Below are 19,957 nucleotides of genomic sequence, written 5' to 3'. Positions count from 1 at the left end.
GGGCGGATGCCGCGCCCCGCGACATCCGCCCGCCGTCGTTCGATCGCCCGGGCGTCAGGCCCCGTGCCCGTGCCCCGAGCACGTGCACGCGCCCGCCTCGCAGTGGCATCCGCCGGCCGCGGCATCCGTGTGGCAGGCCATGCCCATCGCCTCGGAGGAGGGGACGTTCAGGGTGGGGTTCCGCCCGAAGAAGCCGTACGGCTTGAGCGTGAACTTCGCGTAGTCGACGGGCATGACCGGCCAGTCCTCGACGCGCGGGAAGTGCGTGGGGCCGAAGGTGTGCCAGAGGACGATGTCCTCGCCGTCGATCGAGCGGTCGGCCTCGGTGTAGCGCGGGAGGCCGTCGCCGCCGGGGTTCTGGTTCACGAGGTCGCCCGCCGGGTAGCGCTCGTCCTGGTCGTAGCGGGTGACCCAGAGGTGCTTGCGCGTGAAGCCGGCGCGCTTGGCGATCACCGACTCGGGGTCGGCGAGGAGCGTCGGCGTGCCCTCCGCCCGGAGCTCGTAGCCGACGGGGCGGCCGAGCCGGTTCTGCCGCTCGGTGTTGACGATGTGCCAGACGCGACCGGCGACGGGGTCGGCGTCGCGCGCACCCTCCGCCTCGGTGCGCAGGCGCGTCGTGCGCTTGGTGAACGCATTGCCGTAGGCGTTGCCCTCCCCCATCGGCACGCGGACCGCGTCGACCTCCTCGACCGCGTTCGCGACGCCGTCGACCATCATGTCGAGCCGCGCGCTGAAGAGGTGCTGGTGGTACGGGGCCCCGAGCCCGGGAGCGACCTCGCTCGCGTGGTCGCCGGCTTCAGGGTCGTAGGCCGACGAGAAGAGTACGCCCGTGAGCTTCGCCTCGCACTCGATCGTGCCGTCGAGGTAGAGGTACCAGTAGAACCCGTAGTCGTAGTTGCCGACCGTCGTGAAGAAGCTGATCACGAGGCGCCGCTGGCGGCGGACCTCGTTCGAGCCCGTGTAGATGTCGGTGTGCTTCCAGAGGGTGCCGTAGTCCTCCTCGTGCATGCAGATCGCGTTCGGGATGACGCGGGGGTGGCCGAACTCGTCGGCGATGGTGGCGTCGAAGTACCGGATCTCGCCGAGGCAGTCGCACCCGAGCTGCAGCGAGTTCGCGTAGCGGCCGAAGACGTACTCCCCGGTGTCGAAGTAGTTCTGCCAGAAGCGCGCGGGCGACGGGTCGCCGTAGGGCACGACCATCTCGGCGATGGAGGCGCGGTAGACGATGTCGCGCTCGATGCCGCCCTGGTCGGCGTCGACGTAGCGGATGCGGCGGAGCACGAGCCCCTCGCGCGCATCGAATGCGAGCGAGAACCGCCAGTTGGCCCAGCTGACCCGGTCCTCCTCGACGGTGAAGCTCGGCCCCTCGGGCTGGGTGATGCTGATCGGCTTCAGCGTGTCGAGCGGCGCGCCCTGCACCTCCGGGTCGTCGAAGTTGCCCGACTCGGCGGGGATCTCGTAGACCTTGTGGTCGATGAGCTCGAACATCCGGCCCTCGATCATGTCGACGTAGGCGCAGAGCCCGTCGACGGGGTGCGCCCAGCAGTGGTCCTGCTCGTCGTGCCGCATGAAGGCGAGCACGCGGATGACGCGGCGCCCCCGCTCGGCCTCGAATCCGTACTCCCCCGCCGAGAGCGGGGCGAGCGCGACCTGCTCGTGCGTGATGCCGCGCTTGGCGAGCGCCTCGTGCCACTCGGGCTCGGCGCCCAGCAGGTCGTAGATCGCCTCGAACTCGACGTCGAGGATCGGGACCTGCCCGTTCGCGCCGTCGATCCCGGTTCGGCTGACGATCGCGCGGTCGGTGACGGACACGCGCACGTCTGCGGATTCGCCGGTCGCGCGGTCGAGCAGCAGGGCTCGGGAGATGCGCGGCAGCTCGGCCCCCGAGAGGACGTCGGGCTTCGCCGGCTCGTCGAGTCCGACGTACACGAACCGCGTCTGCTCGGTGAGGAGGCCGGCTTCGGCCAGGATCTCGCGCGTCGCGTCGATCTCGTCGGCGGAGAGGCCGCGCATCGGGTCGATGGCGGGCGTGCCCGGATCGTGCGAGTGGTGCCGCTCTGCGGCTCGGGTGGTCGACATCGTCGTCATGGTGCACCTCGTTTTTCTCTACGTTTGTCGAGTAATATAACCGGACTCGCCGGAACAGGGAAGATTCGGGGAACGAATGGCCGAGATCGCACACGGAGTCATGCTCGCGGGCGCGCTCGCCGGGACCGGGGCGACGCTCGCCCGCGGTCGGCGACTCCGCACCCTGGATGCGCTCGCCGCCGTCGCGATGCTCGCCGCGATGCTTGACACGGCGCTCGCCGGCATGCTCCCGGGCGTGGCCTGGGCGGGCATCCTCGTCCTGGCGGGCCTCGCGATCGGCGTCCGATCCCGCGTGGACCGGTCGCGCGACCGAGCATCCGCCTCGCCGAGGCGCCGCCGGCCGGTCGGCCTCGGAGGCCGCCCCCTCGACGACCTGCACCACGCGCTGGCGCTCATCGCGGCCGGATGGCTCGTGGCCGCCGCCGGCCGCGACGTCGCCGGGACGACCGACGAGACGCACACCCACGTCATGGCCGTGCTCCCGGCAGGCACGCTCGTCGTGCTCGCGGTGGTCGCGCTCGGGGCTTGGGTCGCGGTTCGTGCGGTGCGCGAGGGCCGCAGCGGGATCGGACACGGCGTGATGGCGGCGAGCATGACCGTCATGCTCGCCGCCATGGCTGCTCCCGGCTTCGCGGCGACGCTCGGCGCCTAGATCCCCCGGTGCGCCGGGACCTCGACGACGGCCGCCTCGGCCTCCTCGATGCCGTGGCCGACCCGGGCGTAGAGCTCCGGGTTCCGCCGCCGGATGACGAGCCCCCACACGACGCCGGCGACGCCCGGGACGATCAGCAGCGCGGGCAGCACGAACGTGGCCGCGGTGGTCTCCGCCTGGCCGAGCAGCACGTTGAAGTTCGCCAGGATGAGCACGAACACCGCGAACAGCACGACCGCGGAGATCGCGGGCGCGATCAGCGTCTGCCAGGCCCCGAGTCCGCGCCGATCGCGGCGGAAGAAGCCGATCACCGCGATCGCGATGATGCCCATGAGGAGCACGAGCCCCATCGCGCCCGTGTTCGTGAGCCACGTGAACATGGTGAGGACCGGGTAGAGGAACTCGACCGGGGCGAAGTCGGCCTTCAGCCCCACGACCTCGCCGGCGACGACGAACCCGAGCGTCACGACGATCGCGATCACGCTCTGGGCGACCGAGCCGGCCCACGGCGCTCGCGAGGCGGCACGCACCGAGCCGAGGCTTCGGTGCAGCACGCCCTCGCGGCCGAGGGAGAACAGGTACCGGGCGACGGCGTTGTGGAACGACTGCAGCGCCGCGAAGAGGCTCGTGAGGAAGAGCACCTGCATGAGGTCGCTCACGATGGCCGGTGCGTGCTCGCCCATGAAGACGAACATGAGGTCGGGACCGTAGGTCGCCGAGGCCTCGACGATCTGCGACGGTCCGATGCCGACCGTGAACGCCCAGGCGCTGAACGCGTAGAACACGCCGATGATGGCGACGGCGGCGTAGGTCGCGCGCGCGACCGTGCGCTTCGGGTCCTTCGACTCCTCCCCGTAGATCGCCGCCGACTCGAACCCCATGAATGCGGCGACGCCGAAGGAGAGCACCGCGCCGACACCCGGGACGAACAGGTTGGCGGGCTCGATGCCGGCAGTACTCACGCCTTCGGGCGCGACGGCGAACGAGACGAGGTCGAACACGAGCACGGCCGCGAACTCGAGCGCGACGAGGATGCCGAGCACCTTCGCCGACAGGTCGACGCGGTTCACGCCGAGCGTGCCGACGACGGCGATGCAGGCGAAGATCCACAGCCACCACGGCGTGGTGATGCCGAACTTCGCCTCGAGGAACATCGACATCTGGAACCCGAACAGTCCGTAGATGCCGACCTGCATGGCGTTGTACGCGACGAGCGCGACGAGCGAGGCGCCCACGCCGAAGGGTCGTCCGATGCCCTGCGCGATGTAGGCGTAGAACGCGCCGGCGTTGGTGACGTAGCGGCTCATCGCCGCGTAGCCGACGGCGAAGACCGCCAGGGCCGCGGCGAGCACGATGAAGCCGACCGGCACGCCGATCACGCCCGTGACGGCGAAGGTCGTGGTCACCCCGCCGGCGACCACGGTCAGCGGCGCCGACGCCGCGATGATCATGAGGGTGACGGATGGCACGCCGAGGCGCCGGTGGCCGAGTGCACCGGTCGCCGCGGGCGTCGACGTCGTCGTTGAGGAGGTCATGGCTGGGGATCCCTTGGTCGACGGAAGGGCGAGCCACGGCGGCACCGCCCGGTTCCAGCCCATGGTTCCGTGCGCCGCCGCCCCGGGCTTGTCGCAGAGCGTACGCCGGTTGACCTCCACCGCAGACCCGCCCTGTCGAATTTCGCTCAACGAGCGTAGAGTTTCCTCTCGACCCGGACATCGACGTCCCGCCCAGAGATGAGGTGCATCCCGTGCCGCACGGATCCTCCCCCGCACTCGCCCCGGATGCGCCCGCCTTCGACGCCTCCGCACTACCGCTCGACTTCGCCGAGTTCAGCGCACTCGCCTCGCAGTCCTTCGTGCCGCTCCGCGTGCGCTCCGACGATCCGGACGCGTTCCGCGGCGACATCCGCGCGTCGGTCGGCGACGACATCCACCTCTCCGTGGTCACCGCGACCGGCCACGAGATCCACCGGACGCCCGAACTCGTGGCGAGGTCCGAGCATCGCTCGTTCAAGCTCGGACTCCAGCTCTCCGGCACCGGCCTGCTCATCCAGGACTCCAGAGAGGCCGTGCTCCGGCCCGGCGACCTCACGATCTACGACACCGACTCGCCGTACACGCTCGTCTTCGAGGAGGCCTTCAGCACGCTCGTGCTCATGGTGCCGCACCGGATGCTCGAACTGCCCATCGACGCCGTGCAGGGCATGACCGCCGCCCGCATCGCGGGCGACCAGGGGCTCGGCCGTGTCGTCGCGCGTTTCCTCGCCGAACTCGCCGGCGACCTCGACCAGCTGGGCGGGGCCGTCGGCGGCCGTCTCGCCCGGAACGCGGTCGATCTCGTGACGACGCTCTACGCGCGCGAGCTCGACGTCGCCCGCGACGCCGACCGACCCCACCGGGCGATGCTTCGCAGCATCCAGGCCTGGCTCGAGGGCCGCCTCGGCGACCCCGACCTCACGCCGGCGTCGATCGCCGCGGCGCACTTCATCTCCACGCGCCACCTCCACGCGATCTTCCACGAGGAAGGGCTCACCGTCTCCAGCTGGGTCCGTTCCCGGCGGCTCGACCGCTGCCGCCGCGAACTCCTGGACCCGCTCGCGGCGCACCGGCCGGTCGGCCAGGTCGCCGGTCGCTGGGGCTTCGCCGACGCCGCGCATTTCAGCCGCGCCTTCCGCGCCGAGTTCGGCGAGCCGCCGTCCGCCGTGCGAGCGCGCGCCACGGGCGCGTGAGGCGACCCGGGCTCAGACGAGGAAGTCGATCGCCGCGTCCTTGAACGTGCGGGACGTGAGCGTCGACACGTGGTCGCGACCGGGGATGGTGATGAGATCGCTCCCCCAGTCGAGGGCGAGCTGCTGGACCCCGAGGGGCACCGGGTCCTCCTCCCCCGCGACGAACAGCACGGGGATGCCTCCGGGGATCGCCAGCGGGGCGCCCGAGACGCCCTCGACGCACGCGAGGAGCGCATCGCGATCGGCGCCCGCGCGGATCGCAGGCCCGAGCACCTGCGCGATCACGGGGTTCCGCGGCGGCGTCCCGTCCACGAGGTAGCCGCGCGCGTCCTCGACGTCCCAGGTCGCGAAGAGCTCGGTCGGGCCGGCGCCGCCCACCACGACGCGCCGCACCCGGTCGGGGGCGAGCTCGCACAGCGCGGAGATCACGCGGTTGCCCATCGAGTAGCCGACGGCGTCGCAGCGCGGCGCGCCCGCCGAGTCGAGCACGGAGACTAGGTCGGCACCGAGCCGGTCGGGCGCGTACGCGTCGGCGGTCACGGGCTTGTCGCTCGCTCCGTGCCCGCGGAGATCGGTGGTGATCACGCGTCGCCCGGACTCGACGAGCGCGCGCACCCACCCCGTGCCCTCCCACGTGACGGTCGAGTCGGACGCGAAGCCGTGCACGAGCAGCACGGGAGGACGGCCCGACTCGGCGTCGTCGCCGTGCACCCGATAGGCGATGAGCACCCCGTCGGGCGACTCGGCGTGCAGGAGCGGCGCGGATGACGCCTGCGGGATCACGCGCGACCCGCCTCATCATCGGCCGGCCCGCCGGCGGCATCCGTCGCACTGTCCTGATCGGGCCCGTCGTCCGCATGGTCGTCGCGGCCCTCGCCGACCTCGCCCGGCGGAAGCTCCGACGAGTCGACGATCGCGGCGCCGGCATGACCGAGCTCGGCGATCGCCGCCTCGGACGACTCCGGCGCGACGCCCGCGACCAGGTCGCGCAGCACGCGCACGTGGCGCCCGTGCTCGATCGCGTCGAGCGCGCTCGCGCGCACGCAGTAGTCGGTCGCGATGCCCGCCACGTCGACGTCGGTGATGCCGTGGCGCTCGAGCACCTCGGTGATCGACGCGCCCGAGTCGTCCGTACCCTCGAAGATCGAGTACGCCGGAACACCCTGCCCCTTGCGGATGTGCACGTCGACGGCGCTCGTGTCGAGCGCTGGGTGGTACTCGGCGCCCGGCGTGCCGGCCATGCAGTGCTTCGGCCACGTCACCACGTAGTCGGGCGCGGCGTCCGTCGCGAAGTGCCCGCCGTTGTCGTCGTCGGCGTTGTGCCAATCGCGTGAGGCGACGACGAGGTCGTAGCGCTCCGCGTGCTCGGCGAGGTACGCCGTGATGCCGGCGGCCACGGCCGCACCGCCGTCGACGCCGAGCGCGCCGCCCTCGGTGAAGTCGTTCTGCACGTCGATGATGAACAGGGCCCGACTCATGATCGGCTCCTTCGCTCCTCGGGTCTCGGGCGGGGTTGCTCCGGCCGCCGCTTCCCATTCTGTCGCGATTCGCGGATGCCTCGGCAGGCCCTCGGTCACTCGTTCGAGAGTTCGTCGCCGCAGCGGTGGAAGCCGGTCGCGAGCGTGTCGATCGCGACCTTCGCGTCGGCCGTGATCTGCGAGACGTCGCCGAGCGCGTAGATCGCGAAGGTCAGGGTCGTGCCGTCCTGGGCATGGATGATGCCCGCGAGCGTGTAGCCCGTGTCGATCCAGCCCGTCTTGGCGAACACCGCGCCGTCCGCGACGGCGTTGTCGCCCGCGAACCGGTCGGCGTAGGACAGCGATCCGCGCTGGCCCGCGACCGGGAGGCCGTCGCGGATCACCCCGAGGTTCCCCTCGCGCGCCTCGACCTTCGCGAACAGCCGCGTCAGGTAGGCGGGCGGCACCGCGTCGTCGGGCGAGAGCCCCGAACCGTCGATGACGCGGATGCCGCCGCGCGCGATGCCGTACGTCTCGAGCGCCTGGCGCACGGCGGGGTCGATCGCCTCGAACGTGTTCCCGGTTCCGACCGCGATCGCGACCTGCCGCGCGAGCATCTCGGCGACCGTGTTGTCGGAGACGATGAGCGACTTGTCGATGAGCTGCGCGACCGTCGGCGACCAGACCCGACCCAGCTCGGTCGCGCCGGCCGGCGCCGCGCCGCGCTCGACGACCGAGATGCCGCCGAGCTCGGCGGCGAACGCGTCGCCGGCACGGCCGACCGCGTCGGCGCCGCGCCCCGAGGTGTTCGCGTACGGGTCGTCGCGATCGCCGTCGACCATCAGCGCCGTGATCTCGGGCATGTAGCCGAGCTCGCGCTCGGTCGCCGCCCAGCTCGCGTGCCAGGTCTCCCCGCCGAAGTACGACGAGTCGAGGATGAGCTTCGTGAGCGGCGGGTTGGACGGATCGGCGTTCCACGCCGCGCGCACCTGGGCGGCCAGGTCGTCGAGGTGGGCCGCGCCGGGATAGACGGTCTCGTTCCCGGTCGCGGTGCGCGAAAGGGTCAGGTCGCCGCCGCCGACGAGCACGACCGAACCCGGTTCGGAGCCCTTCACGACGGTGGTCGCGAATCGGTCGTCGGGCGAGAACACGGCGAGCGCCGCCGCCGCGGTGACGACCTTCATGACGCTCGCGGTGCGCGAGGCCGTGAGCCCACCGCGGTCGAAGAGCACCTCGCCGGTCTCCGCGTTCATGACCTGCGCCTGCAGGTTCGCCAGTCGCGGATCTGCCGCGAGCCCGGCGACCGAGCAGGTCCGCACGCGCGCGGCGGGTTCGGGGGTGGGCGTCGCGGTGGGGGTCGGCGTGGGCGTCGCGCTCGGGGTCTGGGTCGGCGACGGCGCGACCCTCGCGACCGGCGTCGACTCGTCGCCGGGCATCGTCGCGGCGAACGCGACGGCGGTGCCGACAAGCCCGACGGCGGCGACCCCGGCCGCGGCCGCGAGCACGCGGTGCTCGGCGATCAGCGCACGGATGCCGCGTGGCCGGCGACCGTCGGACGCTTCCGACGACGACGGCGCGGCGGGGTCGCCCGGGGAGCGGGTCTCCCCCGGTTCGGGCGTCGCGCCCGCGGCATCCGTCTCGTCGCGCACCCGGGCATTGTACGGAGGCCGCCCGGACGAGTCCCGAGTGCCGCCTGCGGCCGGCGCCGCGAGCCGGACGCCTCAGCGCTCGGCGGGAGCACCGCAGAAGTCGACGATGACGCGGCCGATCACCGCCGTGAGCGTCTCGAGCGACGCCACGGACACCCATTCCTCGTCCGCGTGGGCTCCGCCGCCCTCGGGCCCCACGAGCACGACCGGGATGCCGGCCTCGTCGATGAGGCCCGCGTCCGTCCACCACGGGTCGCCCCGCCGCACGGCGGGCGCACGCGTGATCTCCTCGACCGCGCGGAGCACCGACCGGGCGATCGCGGCATCCGTCGCCGACTCCATCGCCGGTCGCGCCACGAGCGGCACGATCCGGGAGGGCCCCGACGCGGCGAGCACGCGCGCGACCTCGGCACCCGGATCTGGGTCGCCGGGCAAGGTGCGCAGTTCGACGACGAGCACGCATCGGTCGGCGACGGTCGCGGCATCCGTCCCGCCCTCGATGGTGGCCACGCGGGCGCTGGCGGTGCCGAGCAGCGGATGCCGCGACCGCGCGCCGAGGTCGCGGCCGAGCTCGCGCAGGGCGACGAGCCCGTCGAGCGCACGCTGGACCGCATCGACACCGAGCTCGGGCTGCGAACCGTGCGCCGCGACGCCCTCGTACTCGACGCGGTACCAGGCGAAGCCGCGGTGGGCGACGGTGACCTCGAGGTCGGTCGGCTCGAGCACCACCGCGCCGGACGGCCGACCGGCCCGACGCGCGGGCGTGACGGCGCCTCCGCCGGATGCCGCGGCCCGCCCGTCGGATGCCGCGGTGTGCTCGACAGAGGCCGACGCATCGGGTGCCGACGCATCGGCGTCGATCGCCGCGAGGAGTTCCTCCATGCCGACCGAGCCGAACTCCTCGTCGGCGGCGAACGCGAGCAGGATGTCGCCCGCGAGGTCGCCCGGTGCCGCCGCAGCAGCGACCATCGCGGCGGCGAGGCCCCCGGCCATGTCGTACGCGCCACGACCGACGACCCGGTCGGAGCGGGCGCCGCCGGCGGCATCCGCCATCGGGTCGCCGGCCGCGCCATCCGCCTCCGGTGCCCGCCCCGAGGCGTCCGCCCCGCTGCCTCCGCCGCCGACGGTGTCGAGGTGCCCGGCGAGCATCAGCGTGCGACCGCGACCGGTGCCGCGACGCCGGGCGAGCACGCTCGGACGGGTCGGATCCGCTCCGACGAGGCGCACCTCGAACCCGCGCTCGGCGAGCCAGGCCGCGATGACCTCGGCGAGCTCCCGCTCGCCGGCCCCGCCTGGAACGAGCGAGGGGTTCGTCGCATCGATCGCGACGAGGCGGCGGGTCAGCTCGGCGACATCGCTCGGCGGCATCGCGGCGGCTCCCCCGCCTGCGGCGTCAGTCCTCACCCGGGTAGCGCAGCCCGATCTCGGCCCGGATGCGGTCGAGCGTGCCCATGATGGCCACCGACTCCTCGGTCGGCAGGATGTCGCCGCCGTCGAGCCGGCCGTCGGCGACGAGCTGCTCGAGCGCGGCCGCCTGGTAGTGCATGCCGCGGCCGTTCACCTCGGAGGAGTACTCCTCGAGGACCGCGTCGTCGTGGCCGATCACCCGGAAGCCGGTCGGCGTGTACCAGACGCCGTCGATCTCGATGCGCGCCTCGGAGCCGAGGATGAGTGCGCGGTTCGGACCGCGGGAGTCGCTCGCCGAGAAGGTCGATGCGATGCGGCCCTCGGGGTATCCGAACTGCACGGCGACCTGCGCATCGACGCCGGTCTCCTTGAAGATGGCCGTGGACTGGATCACCGCGGGCGCTCCGAACAGGTCCCACGCGAACGAGACGGGGTAGATGCCGAGATCGAGGAGCGCGCCGCCGCCGAGCTCGAGCGAGTTGAGGCGGTGCGCGGGGTCGTCGGAGAGCTTCTGGGTGTGATCGGCGATCATCGATCGCAGTTCGCCGATGGTGCCCGCGGCGATGATCTCGCGGATCCGCACCATGTGCGGCAGGTAGCGGGTCCACATGGCCTCGAGCGCGAGCACGCCGTGTGCGCGCGCCGCGTCGGCGACCAGCCGTGCCTCGGCCTCGTTGAGCGTGAACGGCTTCTCGACGAGCACGTGCTTGCCCGCCTCGATCGCCGCGAGGGCGGATGCCGCATGCCACGGATGCGGCGTGGCGATGTAGATCGCATCGACGTCGCGATCGGCCACGAGGTCGGCGTAGCTGCCGTATGCCGTCGGGATGGCGAACTCGTCGGCGAACGCCCGCGCGGAGTCGAGTGAGCGCGAGCCCGCGGCGCGCACGTCGAAGCCGTTGCGGACGAGGTCGGAGGTGAAGAGGCGGGCGATGCCGCCCGTCGCGAGGATGCCCCATGGCAGTCGTGCCGTCATGCGCGCCAGCCTAGCGGCGAGCCTCCCCCGTGCGGATCCGGAGGTCGATGTCCAGATGACACCTGTTCTGGGATATGCGGGAACCTCACCTTCCCGCTAGGTTTCGGCCATGTCGGCACATTCGAACCGAAGGAGCCGCATCGTCGGCTCGATCGCCGGGGCCACGGTCGCCCTCGTCGCCGTGTTCTTCGGCGCCGCTCCATCCGCCCTCGCGGCTCCGCCCGACCCCGTCAACAGGTACGTCTCGCTCGGCGATTCGTACGCGGCCGGGCAGGGCGCCGGCATCCCGCTCGACGGCTGCCTCAGGTCGGATGCCGCATATCCCGTCCTGCTCGACGCGGTACCGAGGACCAACCTGCTCCGACAGGCCGCCTGCAGCGGCGCGACGATCTCGGATGTCGCGGAAACCCAGCTCTCGCAGGTCAACCGCGGCACGACGCTCGTGACGATCACGGTCGGCGGCAACGACCTCGGCGTCGGCGAGATCCTCGCGATCTGCGCGCCCGCCCCGGAGTCGCTCGCGTGCGGGACGGCGATCGCCGAGGCGCAGCAGCTGCTGGCCTCCGGGGTCATCGGGCAGCAGCTCGGCGGGCTGCTGGTCGCCATCGCGGAGCGGGCACCGAACGCGCGCATCATCGTGACCGATTACCCGGTTCCGTTCGTGAGCGGGTGGAGCGCGCTGACCGACACCGTGAACGCCGCGACCCTCGCACTCGACTCCCAGATCGGCGCGGCGGCGGCGGGCGCGGCCGGCGCCGGTGCGAACGTCGACTACACGAGCCTCGCCTTCGCGTACGTCGGGCACCAGGTCGGCACGCCCGAGCCGTGGCTCGGCGCCGATCAGTTCGATCCGCTGACCTTCCTGCACCCGACCGCGACCGGTCAGGCCGTCTACCGCGACGCGATCCTCGCGGTGCTGACGAGCTAGGGGCGGCGATCATGTCGAAGGCCGAAGCGGTGACCATCGCGTCCTCGCCCGTCGAGCGCCGGCGCATCGCACTGCTCGTCGCCGCCCTCCTGGCCGCCCTGGCGCTCGTGCTCGGCACCGCCGTCGCGGGGCCTGCGGATGCGGCATCCGCCGCCGTCGCGGCAGGCAAGCCCGACAAGCCGGGCAAGCCCGGCGGAGGCGGCGGTAGTGGGGGCGGCACGACCGAGCTCGAGTATGCCGCGCTCGGCGACTCGTTCGCGGCCGGCGTGGGCGCCGGCAGCTATCTCGAGGGCACGTGCTACACGAGCTCGAAGAGCTACCCGAAGCTCCTCGACGCCGATGCGGACAAGAAGCTCGTCGCCTTCCCCGCGTGCTCGGGCAAGGACACGGCGGACGTGCTCGCCCGGCAGATCGCCATGATCCCGACGACGGCGAAGCTGGTGACGGTCACGGTCGGCGGCAACGACGTCGGCTTCGCCGACGTGATGCAGAACTGCTTCGTGATCGTGAACTCGTCGTGCTCGTCGAAGATCGCAGCCGGCGCCGCGATCGTGGCGTCGCCCGAGTTCGCGGCCGGCATCGTCGCGGTGGTCGACGGGATCCAGGCCCGGGCCACCGGTGCGAAGGTGATCGTCGCCGGCTACCCGCTGCTGTTCTGGGAGAACACGTCGGGCGTGAACCCGAAGTACTCCTGGGCCGACGAGGTGAACGATGAGACGGTCGACCTGAACAACGTCGTCGAAGCCGCCGCGACCTCCGCGGGCGCCGTGTTCGTCGACGTCGAGGACGACTTCGCCGGCCACGGCATCGGCAGCACGAGCCCGTGGATCAACGATTGGAAATGGCTCACCACCTCGACCGTGAACGCCTTCCACCCGAACGCGACCGGGCACGCCGCGTACGCCACGGCGATCCGGGCGGTGCCGCTCCCATAGGTCGTGCACAGGCCCCGAGGACCCGGGCGAGCGCACGGAGGACCCGGACGAACGTCCGGGTCCTCCGTGCGCCGGCGGGCGGCGGCGATCGGGGCGGGCCGCGCGCCGGGAGCCCGACCGGTCAGGGCGTTGTCGCTGCCCCGACCGGCGCCGCCGCGTCGCGCTCCGGCGATCCCGCCTCGAGCATCGTCGTCCAGGCGCGCGAGCCGCCGCGAAGCACGGCGACCGCGGCGCCCGTGAAGGCGACGACGCCGACCACGAGCGACGTGTACGTGATCCACGCACCCGCCAGGAAGTTCGGCAGGACGAACTCGATCACGACCCAGGCGAGCAGCGCGATCGCGACCCAGCGCGGTGCGACCGCGGATCGAAGGAGCGCGACCGCGACGAGGATCACGCCGATCACGGTGCCGCCGAGCCCGGCGAGCAGGTACGGCGCGAAGTCGCCGCCCTGGGTGGCGCCGAACGCGGCCTGAGCCCCCTCGAGGTCACCGGAGTCCACGGCGTACCGCGCCATGCCGAGCGTGACGAGGCTCGCCCCGCCGTAGGCGGCGTGACCGAACGCTCCGAGACCGCTGCAGGCCGCGCCGAGCGTGGCGAGCACGGGCGTGCGGTGACTCGTCGCATGGGCGAGGCCCACCAGCCCGATCGCCCAGAACACCTGGGACCACAGGAAGAGCTGGAGCCCGATCGCGGCGGATGCCGAGCCTGCCAGGAGTTCGACGTATTCGTTCGGGTCTGCTGGGAACTCGGGCTGCAGCAGCATCCCGATCGCGGCGAGGACGATGGCCGCGACGAGTGAGCCGGCGACGAGCACCCGGCGGACGGACGGGAGTGCACGGGACGTGGACATGGACGGACTTCCCCTCGGTCGGCCGCGGCCGTTCCGCGGCGTCGGCACGAAGCTATGAAGGCCGCGCCGTCGACGTCATCGGTCCCACGCACCGCCACGATCACCCGAAGTCGACTCGCCGATCACCGCTCGGAGATTCCGCCTGGGGGCCCGGACCGCTAGCCTGCGGTCGTGGACCGCCGCACCCGCTGGCATCTCGCCCAGGACGTCGCCGTCGCCGCGCTCGTCGCCGCACTCGGGCTCGCCGAGGTGTGGGTGCCGTTCGAATCGGTGCAGGGCACGGGTTCGCCGGTGCTGAGCTCGGTCGCCATCGTGATCTGCGCGGTGCTGCTCGCGGTACGTCGGGTCGCGCCGCTCGCGCTCGTCGGCGTCCCGCTGACGTGGGTCGCGTGCTTCATCGGGACCGCCGGCGACACGCAGGTGCTCTTCTTCGGCAGCTTCCTTCCCGTCGCCCTGGCGCTGTACACCGGCGCGCGTCACGGCAGCGCCCGGACGTCGGCCATCGTGTGCGGCTCGATCTTCGCGACCGTCATCCTCGCCGACCTCTTCGTCCCCGAGCTGCAGGGCCCGAGCGAGGTCTTCTTCCACTGGGGCGTGCTGATCACGATCTTCCTCGTCGGCATCGGCATGCGGGTCTCCGAGCGGCGGGCGGCGGATGCCGCCGTGCGGGCCATCGCGGCGGAGAGCGACGCCCGCGAGGCCGCTCTCCGTGCGGTCGCGGAGGAACGTGCTCGGATCGCGCGCGAGCTGCACGACATCCTCGGGCACTCGGTGAGCGTGATGGTGGTCCAGGCCGGCGCCGCGGCCGAGGTCGTCGACGTCGATGCAGCGGCCGCCCGTCGGGCGCTCGAGGCGATCCGGACGACGGGCACCGACGCGCTGGCGGAGGTCCGACGCGTCGTCGAGCTGCTGCGCGAGGACGACCACGATGCCCTCTCGCCGCAGCCGGGCGTCGCCCGTATCCCCGAGCTGATCGAGCAGGCGCGCGGCACGGGACTCGTCGTGGACTTCCGGGCCGACGACACGAGCGATCTCTCTGCCGGCCGACAGCTCGCCGTCTACCGGGTCGTGCAGGAGGCGCTCACCAATGTCCGACGCCACGCGCGAGCAGCCTCGGCCTCGGTCGCCATCGATCGCTCGTCCGACCGCGTCGAGATCACCGTGACCGATGACGGCGATGTCGCCGCTCCCGCACGCCCCGCCGGGCACGGTCTCCTCGGCATGCGCGAGCGCGTCGCCCTGTACGGCGGCACGATCGAGGCGGGGCCGGGGCCGAGCGGATGGCGCGTCCGCGCCTCCCTCCCCACCGAGGCGGGTTCGTGACCGGGGCGGCATCGACGAGCGTCCTCCTCGTCGACGACCAGGAACTCGTACGGGTGGGGTTCCGACTCATCCTCGAGCGGGCCGGAATCGAGGTGGTCGGAGAGGCCGGCGACGGCGCTGCGGCGGTCGCGGCCGCCGCCGAACTCGACCCCGACGTCGTCCTCATGGACATCCGGATGCCGGTCATGGACGGCATCGAGGCCACGCGCCGCATCCTCGACGGGGACCCGTCGAGCCGGGTGCTCGCACTGACGACGTTCGACCTCGACGAGATCGTGTTCGCCGCGGTGCGCGCAGGGGCATCCGGGTTCCTGCTGAAGGACGTGCCCCCGGCCGACCTCGTGCACGCCGTCGGCGTCGTCGCGCGTGGCGACGCGATGCTCGCGCCGGCCGTGACGGCACGGCTGCTCGAGCGGTTCGCGTCCGTTCCCTCCCCGGAATCGGCCCTGCCGCCCGACCTCGAGCTCACCGAGCGCGAGCTCGAGATCATCCGCCTCGTCGGGCGCGGCCGGTCCAACGCCGAGATCGGCGCGACGCTCTTCCTCAGCGAGTCGACCGTGAAGACCTACGTCTCTCGGCTGCTCACGAAGCTCCGCGCGCACGACCGCGTGCAGATCGCGATCCTCGCGTACGAGTCGGGCCTCGTGCGGCCCGGCGAGGCCGCCACGTCCTGAGCCTCGCGAGACCGGTCAGGCGTCGTCGCGGTCCGTGCGTTCCCCGTGCGGCAGGGTCGGGTGGTCGGTCGGGTAGATGCCGACCGCGAATCCGTACACGGTCTCGCCCGACCGCGGCATCCGGTCGAACTCGTCGACGAGGGCGGCCATCCGCTCCCAGAACTGCGACGCCCGGTCGCGAGAGATGCGTGCGTGCCGGATGAAGCCCCACAGCGTGCCCTGCTCGAATGCCGTCGCCGACTCGCGCGCGGCGACCTCGAAGTCGTTGAAGTCGCGCGGCAGGTCGGCCCCGCTCGTCGCCGGCTCCGCCGTGACGTGGAACATGCGCGCAGTGCGCCCGTAGAAGCGTTCCTCGATCGCCCGTACCCGGCGCGTGCGCACGACGGCCAGCAGGCCGTTGCGGGTGAGCACGTCGACGTGATGGGCGACCGTGCTCTTGGGGCGACCGACCGCGGCGGCGAGCTCGGTGACGGTCGCGGCACGCTCGTGGAGGAGCTGCAGGATCGTGGTGCGCAGCGGATGAGCGATGGCCTGCACCTGCGCCGGCTCGGTGAGCGCCATCCGATCGGCGAGCTCGTAGTCCGGGGGGTTGTCCTCCATGATCGATCAGACTAGCATCGCCGATTGTTCGAGTAGTTTGGATCAATCGACGAGGAGCGCCACTGACATGGCCGACGTGCTGCTGTACCACCACATCCAGGGCCTCACCGACGGGGTGCGCGTCTTCGCCGACGAGCTCCGCACGGCGGGGCACACCGTGCACACCCCCGACCTGTTCGATGGCCGCACCTTCGGCAGCCTCGAGGATGGGTTCGCCTTCGTACGCGAGCAGGGGTTCGATGCGATCCGGAAGCGGGGCGCCGATGCGGCCGAGGGGCTCGGATCCGGGCTCGTCTACGCCGGGTTCTCCTTCGGCGTGACGATCGCCCAGCAGCTCGCCCAGACTCGGCCCGGAGCCCGCGGCGCCCTGCTCATGTACTCGTGCATCCCCGTGTCCGAGTTCGGGGAAGCCTGGCCCGAGGGCGTGCCCGTGCAGGTCCACGGCAAGGAGGGCGACGAGTACTTCGATGAGGACCTGCCGGCCGCCCGCGAACTCGTCGCCTCCACGCCGGATGCGGAGCTGTTCATCTACCCCGGCGACCAGCACCTCTTCGCCGACTCGTCGCTCGACGCGTACGACCCCGAGGCATCCGCGCTGCTCATGCAGCGGGTGCGGGCGTTCCTCGCGGCGCTCTGAGCGACGGCCGCCGGTCCCGCCGCGGCGGCGGCCGTTCAGGCCGGGACGAACGAAGGGCCCGGACGTCGTCCGGGCCCTTCGAGTCGAGCCGCCTGTGGGAATCGAACCCACGACCTATTCATTACGAGTGAATCGCTCTGCCGACTGAGCTAAGGCGGCGTGGCATCCGTCGCGTTTCGCAGCGGACGGCACGAGAGACCATGTTAGCGGGTTTTCGGAGCGCTCATGACCACGCGGCCCCGCCGCGCGGTGCGGGCCCGGCGTCGAGCGAATTGCCGCCGGTTCTCAGCACTTCGGGTCGGCCGCCGGCACGGTGCCGTCGATGAGGAAGTCCTCGACGGTGTCGTCGACGCAGGCGTTCGACTTGCGGTAGGCCGTGTGTCCTTCGCCTTCGTAGCTGACGAGGAAGCCGGACTCGAGCTGCTCGGCCAGCGCTTCGGCCCACTGGTACGGCGTCGCCGGGTCGCCGGTCGTGCCGATGACCATGATCGGCGGGGCGCCCTCGGCCGTGATCGCGCCGCGCTCGGCGTCGCCGGCGACCGGCCACTGCGCGCAGCCGATGTCGCCGAAGCCGAAGTACGGCCCGATGATCGGCGCGGCCGCCGCGAGCGCCTCGGCGTCGGTGCGCATCTTCACGGGGTCGTCGTCGTAGGTGTCGTCGAGGCAGTTGATCGCACGGAAGGCCTCGGTCGAGTTGTCGAGATACGTTCCGTCCGGTTCGCGGCCGTAGTAGAGGTCGGCGAACGCGAGTGCCGTGTCGGCCTCGCCGAACATCACGGACTCGAACATCTCGCTGAGGTACGGCCAGCTCTCCGCGCTGTAGAGCGGGTAGATGATCGCCATGACGAGCGCGTCGGCGCCGAGCATGCGCCCGTCGCTGCCGCGCAGCGGGCTCCGCTCGACCGACGCGAGGAGCCGGGAGACCTCGTCGGCGGCGTCGTCGACCGACCCGGAGAACGGGCAGTCGCCGTCGAGGCAGTCCCCGAGGTAGGCCTTCAGCGCATCCTCGAAGCCGACGGATTGCGCCACGCTGACCTCTTGGCTGCTCGCCGTCGGATCGACGGCGCCGTCCAGTACGAGGCGCCCGGTCTTCTCCGGGTAGAGCCCGGCATACGTCGCACCGAGGAAGGTGCCGTAGGAGTATCCGAGGTAGTTCAGCCGGTCGTCGCCGAGGATGGCGCGGAGCAGGTCGAGGTCGCGCGCCGCACTGACGGTGTCGACGTTGCCGAGGAGCTCGCCGGTCTCGTCGGCGCATGCCTGGCCGAACTCGCGATTGGCCTCGGTCACCTCGGCGATCCACTCGTCGCTGCCGCGCTCGGCGGGCACGATGCCGTAGAGGAAGTCGTCCATCTCCGCCGCGTCGAAGCAGGTGACCGGGCTCGACCGGCCGACGCCGCGCGGGTCGAAGCCGACCACGTCGAACCGGTCCTGGAGGCGGGGGCCGGTCGCGTAGTCGAGGGACTCGGCGATGAACTCGAACCCCGATCCGCCGGGTCCACCGGGGTTCACCAGCAGCGAGCCGAGCTTCTCGCCGCTCGCGGGCTTGCGCACGAGTGCCAGCTCGATCTCGCCCGCGCCGGGGTCGCTCCAGTCGAGCGGCGCGGTGGCGGTCGCACACCACACGTCGTCGCAGCGGTCCCACTCGAGCACCTGCGAGTAGAACGGCTCGAGCTCGGCGGCGACCGTCTCGCCGGTGGGCTCGGAGCGGTCGGTCCCGCCTGCGAGGAACGACGGCGCGCTGCATCCGGTGAGCATAAGGGCGGATGCCGCGACGGCGCCCGCGCCGGCGAGCAGTCGGCGACGCGCGCTCACGAACGGACCTCGCGCGCCGGCTCGGGCCGCCGGATCGCCGCGACGAGCATCGCCTCGAGGGCGAGCGTGGGCTGGACGTTGGCTTCGATGCGGATGCGGGCCTCCTGGATGGCGTCGAGCGTCGCGAGCGTCTGGGCCGGCGTCGCGGACGCGGCGGCGCGCGCCACATCGTCGGCGATCCCGCGGTTCACGAGGTCGACCTCAGCGCCGAGCTGGGTGACGAGGATGTCGCGGAACAGGGACGCGAGGTCGACGAGGATGCGGTCGATCCCGTCGCGCAGGCTCCGGGTGGCGCGGCGCTTCTGGTCCTCCTCGAGCGCGCGGATCTGGGACCGGAGCGCCGCGGGCACCGCCTGGCCGGGCGCGACGCCCAGCGAGCGGAGGGTGTGCTCGCGCTCCTCCGCGTCGCGGAGCTCGGTGATGGCCTTCGCATCGTCGCCGGCGATCTCGATGAGCCGTGCCGCCGTGAGCACGGCGCCGGGGGTGGAACGCACGTTCAGCGCGAGGCGCAGCGTCTCGTCGCGGCGGTCGCGGGCCTCGGCGCTCGTGGCGAGCCGGTGCGCCATGCCGATGTGGCTCTGCGCCTCGCGCGCGGCGCGTCGTGCGAGCTCGCGGTCGACGCCGTCGCGCCGCACGAGGAGGTCGGCGACCGCGGCGACGCCCGGCACTTGGAGCCGCACCGAGCGCACCCGCGAGCGGATCGTGGGGATCAGGTCGGCCTCGCTCGGCGCGCAGAGGATCCAGACGGTGCGCTCCGGCGGCTCCTCGAGTTCCTTGAGCAGCACGTTCGACGTCTGCTCCGTCATGCGGTCGGCGTCCTCGACGACGATCACCCGGTGATGGCCGACGGACGGCGCGTAGTGCGAGCGCTCCACGATCTTCCGCACGTCGGCGACCTTGATGATGACGCCCTCGGTCGCGAGCACGTGCAGGTCGGGATGGCTGCGAGCGGTGACCTGCGCCCGCGTCGTCTCATCGCCGTCGGGACGACCGGAGAGCAGCGCCTCGGCGAAGGCGTAGGCGAGGTTCGAGCGCCCGGACCCGGGCGGGCCGGTGATGAGCCACGAGTGCGTCATGTCGGAGGACGCCCGAGACGACGCGGCCGCCGCGGCGGCGGCACGCAGCACGTCGATCGCGGCATCCTGACCCGTCAGGTCGCTCCACACGGTCACGTTCCCACGCTACCTTCGGCCGCTGTCAAGGGCGCTGTGAGGCCGCTGACCGTGTGCCGAGCGGAT

At 72.3% G+C, this 19,957-nt stretch carries 17 protein-coding genes, 1 tRNA gene and 1 pseudogene; 7 read left to right on the top strand and 12 right to left on the bottom strand.

The window, feature by feature from the left end:
• Window positions 1–54: 54 nt before the first annotated feature.
• Entirely contained in the window at window positions 55–2,079 is a 2,025-nt protein-coding gene (locus tag ACQ393_RS05770) for a primary-amine oxidase (protein ID WP_430645874.1), read from the bottom strand.
• A gap of 85 nt (window positions 2,080–2,164) precedes the next feature.
• Here ACQ393_RS05770 and ACQ393_RS05765 point away from each other — a divergent pair, with 85 nt between their 5' ends.
• The gene (locus ACQ393_RS05765; RefSeq protein ID WP_430645873.1) at window positions 2,165–2,740 is read left to right on the top strand and encodes a hypothetical protein; all 576 of its coding nucleotides are present in this window, start codon (window positions 2,165–2,167) and stop codon (window positions 2,738–2,740) included.
• On the opposite strand, the gene ACQ393_RS05760 is transcribed toward ACQ393_RS05765, so the two are convergent.
• Window positions 2,737–4,275 (bottom strand): APC family permease, encoded by a 1,539-nt coding sequence (locus ACQ393_RS05760; protein WP_430645872.1) that lies wholly within the window; start codon window positions 4,273–4,275, stop codon window positions 2,737–2,739. The two genes, ACQ393_RS05765 and ACQ393_RS05760, sit on opposite strands and share 4 nt — an antisense overlap.
• Before the next feature lie 212 nt (window positions 4,276–4,487).
• On the opposite strand from ACQ393_RS05760, the gene ACQ393_RS05755 reads away from it, so the two are divergent.
• Complete coding sequence (locus ACQ393_RS05755; RefSeq protein ID WP_430645871.1) at window positions 4,488–5,468, top strand: helix-turn-helix domain-containing protein; 981 nt, start codon at window positions 4,488–4,490, stop codon at window positions 5,466–5,468.
• 12 nt (window positions 5,469–5,480) lie between these two features.
• On the opposite strand, the gene ACQ393_RS05750 is transcribed toward ACQ393_RS05755, so the two are convergent.
• The 5 genes and pseudogenes from ACQ393_RS05750 to ACQ393_RS05730 form a co-directional block, all read right to left on the bottom strand.
• Entirely contained in the window at window positions 5,481–6,251 is a 771-nt protein-coding gene (locus ACQ393_RS05750; RefSeq protein ID WP_430645870.1) for an alpha/beta fold hydrolase, read from the bottom strand.
• Window positions 6,252–6,373: 122 nt separating this feature from the next.
• Window positions 6,374–6,946 (bottom strand): annotated as a pseudogene (locus tag ACQ393_RS05745) (isochorismatase family protein); the annotation flags it as partial.
• A gap of 95 nt (window positions 6,947–7,041) precedes the next feature.
• Window positions 7,042–8,574, bottom strand: a complete 1,533-nt coding sequence (locus ACQ393_RS05740; RefSeq protein ID WP_430645869.1) for a D-alanyl-D-alanine carboxypeptidase/D-alanyl-D-alanine-endopeptidase — start codon at window positions 8,572–8,574, stop codon at window positions 7,042–7,044.
• 72 nt (window positions 8,575–8,646) lie between these two features.
• On the bottom strand, window positions 8,647–9,978 hold the full coding sequence (locus tag ACQ393_RS05735; protein ID WP_430645868.1) for a M20/M25/M40 family metallo-hydrolase: 1,332 nt from the start codon (window positions 9,976–9,978) through the stop codon (window positions 8,647–8,649).
• Window positions 9,968–10,957 (bottom strand): Gfo/Idh/MocA family protein, encoded by a 990-nt coding sequence (locus ACQ393_RS05730; protein WP_430645867.1) that lies wholly within the window; start codon window positions 10,955–10,957, stop codon window positions 9,968–9,970. Before ACQ393_RS05730 ends, ACQ393_RS05735 begins: the two co-directional genes overlap by 11 nt.
• A 109-nt stretch (window positions 10,958–11,066) precedes the next feature.
• On the opposite strand from ACQ393_RS05730, the gene ACQ393_RS05725 reads away from it, so the two are divergent.
• Both ACQ393_RS05725 and ACQ393_RS05720 read left to right on the top strand, forming a co-directional pair.
• On the top strand, window positions 11,067–11,885 hold the full coding sequence (locus tag ACQ393_RS05725; RefSeq protein ID WP_430645866.1) for an SGNH/GDSL hydrolase family protein: 819 nt from the start codon (window positions 11,067–11,069) through the stop codon (window positions 11,883–11,885).
• Between the two features lie 11 nt (window positions 11,886–11,896).
• Entirely contained in the window at window positions 11,897–12,820 is a 924-nt protein-coding gene (locus ACQ393_RS05720; RefSeq protein ID WP_430645865.1) for an SGNH/GDSL hydrolase family protein, read from the top strand.
• Window positions 12,821–12,941: 121 nt separating this feature from the next.
• Here ACQ393_RS05720 and ACQ393_RS05715 read toward each other — a convergent pair whose 3' ends face one another.
• Window positions 12,942–13,673 (bottom strand): hypothetical protein, encoded by a 732-nt coding sequence (locus ACQ393_RS05715; RefSeq protein WP_430645864.1) that lies wholly within the window; start codon window positions 13,671–13,673, stop codon window positions 12,942–12,944.
• Between the two features lie 171 nt (window positions 13,674–13,844).
• Here ACQ393_RS05715 and ACQ393_RS05710 point away from each other — a divergent pair, with 171 nt between their 5' ends.
• Together ACQ393_RS05710 and ACQ393_RS05705 are read left to right on the top strand one after the other, a co-directional pair.
• Window positions 13,845–14,996 (top strand): sensor histidine kinase, encoded by a 1,152-nt coding sequence (locus ACQ393_RS05710; RefSeq protein WP_430645863.1) that lies wholly within the window; start codon window positions 13,845–13,847, stop codon window positions 14,994–14,996.
• The gene (locus ACQ393_RS05705; protein ID WP_430645862.1) at window positions 14,993–15,670 is read left to right on the top strand and encodes a response regulator; all 678 of its coding nucleotides are present in this window, start codon (window positions 14,993–14,995) and stop codon (window positions 15,668–15,670) included. The genes ACQ393_RS05710 and ACQ393_RS05705 overlap by 4 nt, the downstream gene beginning before the upstream one ends.
• A 15-nt stretch (window positions 15,671–15,685) precedes the next feature.
• Here the strand turns inward: ACQ393_RS05705 and ACQ393_RS05700 are convergent, their stop codons facing one another.
• The gene (locus tag ACQ393_RS05700) at window positions 15,686–16,270 is read right to left on the bottom strand and encodes an ArsR/SmtB family transcription factor (protein ID WP_430645861.1); all 585 of its coding nucleotides are present in this window, start codon (window positions 16,268–16,270) and stop codon (window positions 15,686–15,688) included.
• A 67-nt stretch (window positions 16,271–16,337) separates the two neighbouring features.
• On the opposite strand from ACQ393_RS05700, the gene ACQ393_RS05695 reads away from it, so the two are divergent.
• Entirely contained in the window at window positions 16,338–16,907 is a 570-nt protein-coding gene (locus ACQ393_RS05695) for a dienelactone hydrolase family protein (protein WP_430645860.1), read from the top strand.
• An 86-nt stretch (window positions 16,908–16,993) separates the two neighbouring features.
• On the opposite strand, the gene ACQ393_RS05690 is transcribed toward ACQ393_RS05695, so the two are convergent.
• The 3 genes from ACQ393_RS05690 to ACQ393_RS05680 all read right to left on the bottom strand — a co-directional run bounded on the left by ACQ393_RS05690 (window position 16,994) and on the right by ACQ393_RS05680 (window position 19,891).
• Window positions 16,994–17,066, bottom strand: a tRNA-Thr gene (locus tag ACQ393_RS05690).
• A gap of 126 nt (window positions 17,067–17,192) precedes the next feature.
• On the bottom strand, window positions 17,193–18,719 hold the full coding sequence (locus ACQ393_RS05685) for an alpha/beta hydrolase (protein ID WP_430645859.1): 1,527 nt from the start codon (window positions 18,717–18,719) through the stop codon (window positions 17,193–17,195).
• Window positions 18,716–19,891, bottom strand: a complete 1,176-nt coding sequence (locus tag ACQ393_RS05680; RefSeq protein WP_430645858.1) for a DNA polymerase III subunit delta' — start codon at window positions 19,889–19,891, stop codon at window positions 18,716–18,718. The genes ACQ393_RS05685 and ACQ393_RS05680 overlap by 4 nt, the downstream gene beginning before the upstream one ends.
• Window positions 19,892–19,957: the final 66 nt, after the last annotated feature.

It is taken from the genome of Agromyces sp. GXS1127 (assembly GCF_050565425.1).
GTDB lineage: Bacteria > Actinomycetota > Actinomycetes > Actinomycetales > Microbacteriaceae > Agromyces.
The sequence above is the reverse complement of the archived record's forward strand: the minus strand, read 5'-3'. Positions and strand labels throughout refer to the sequence as shown.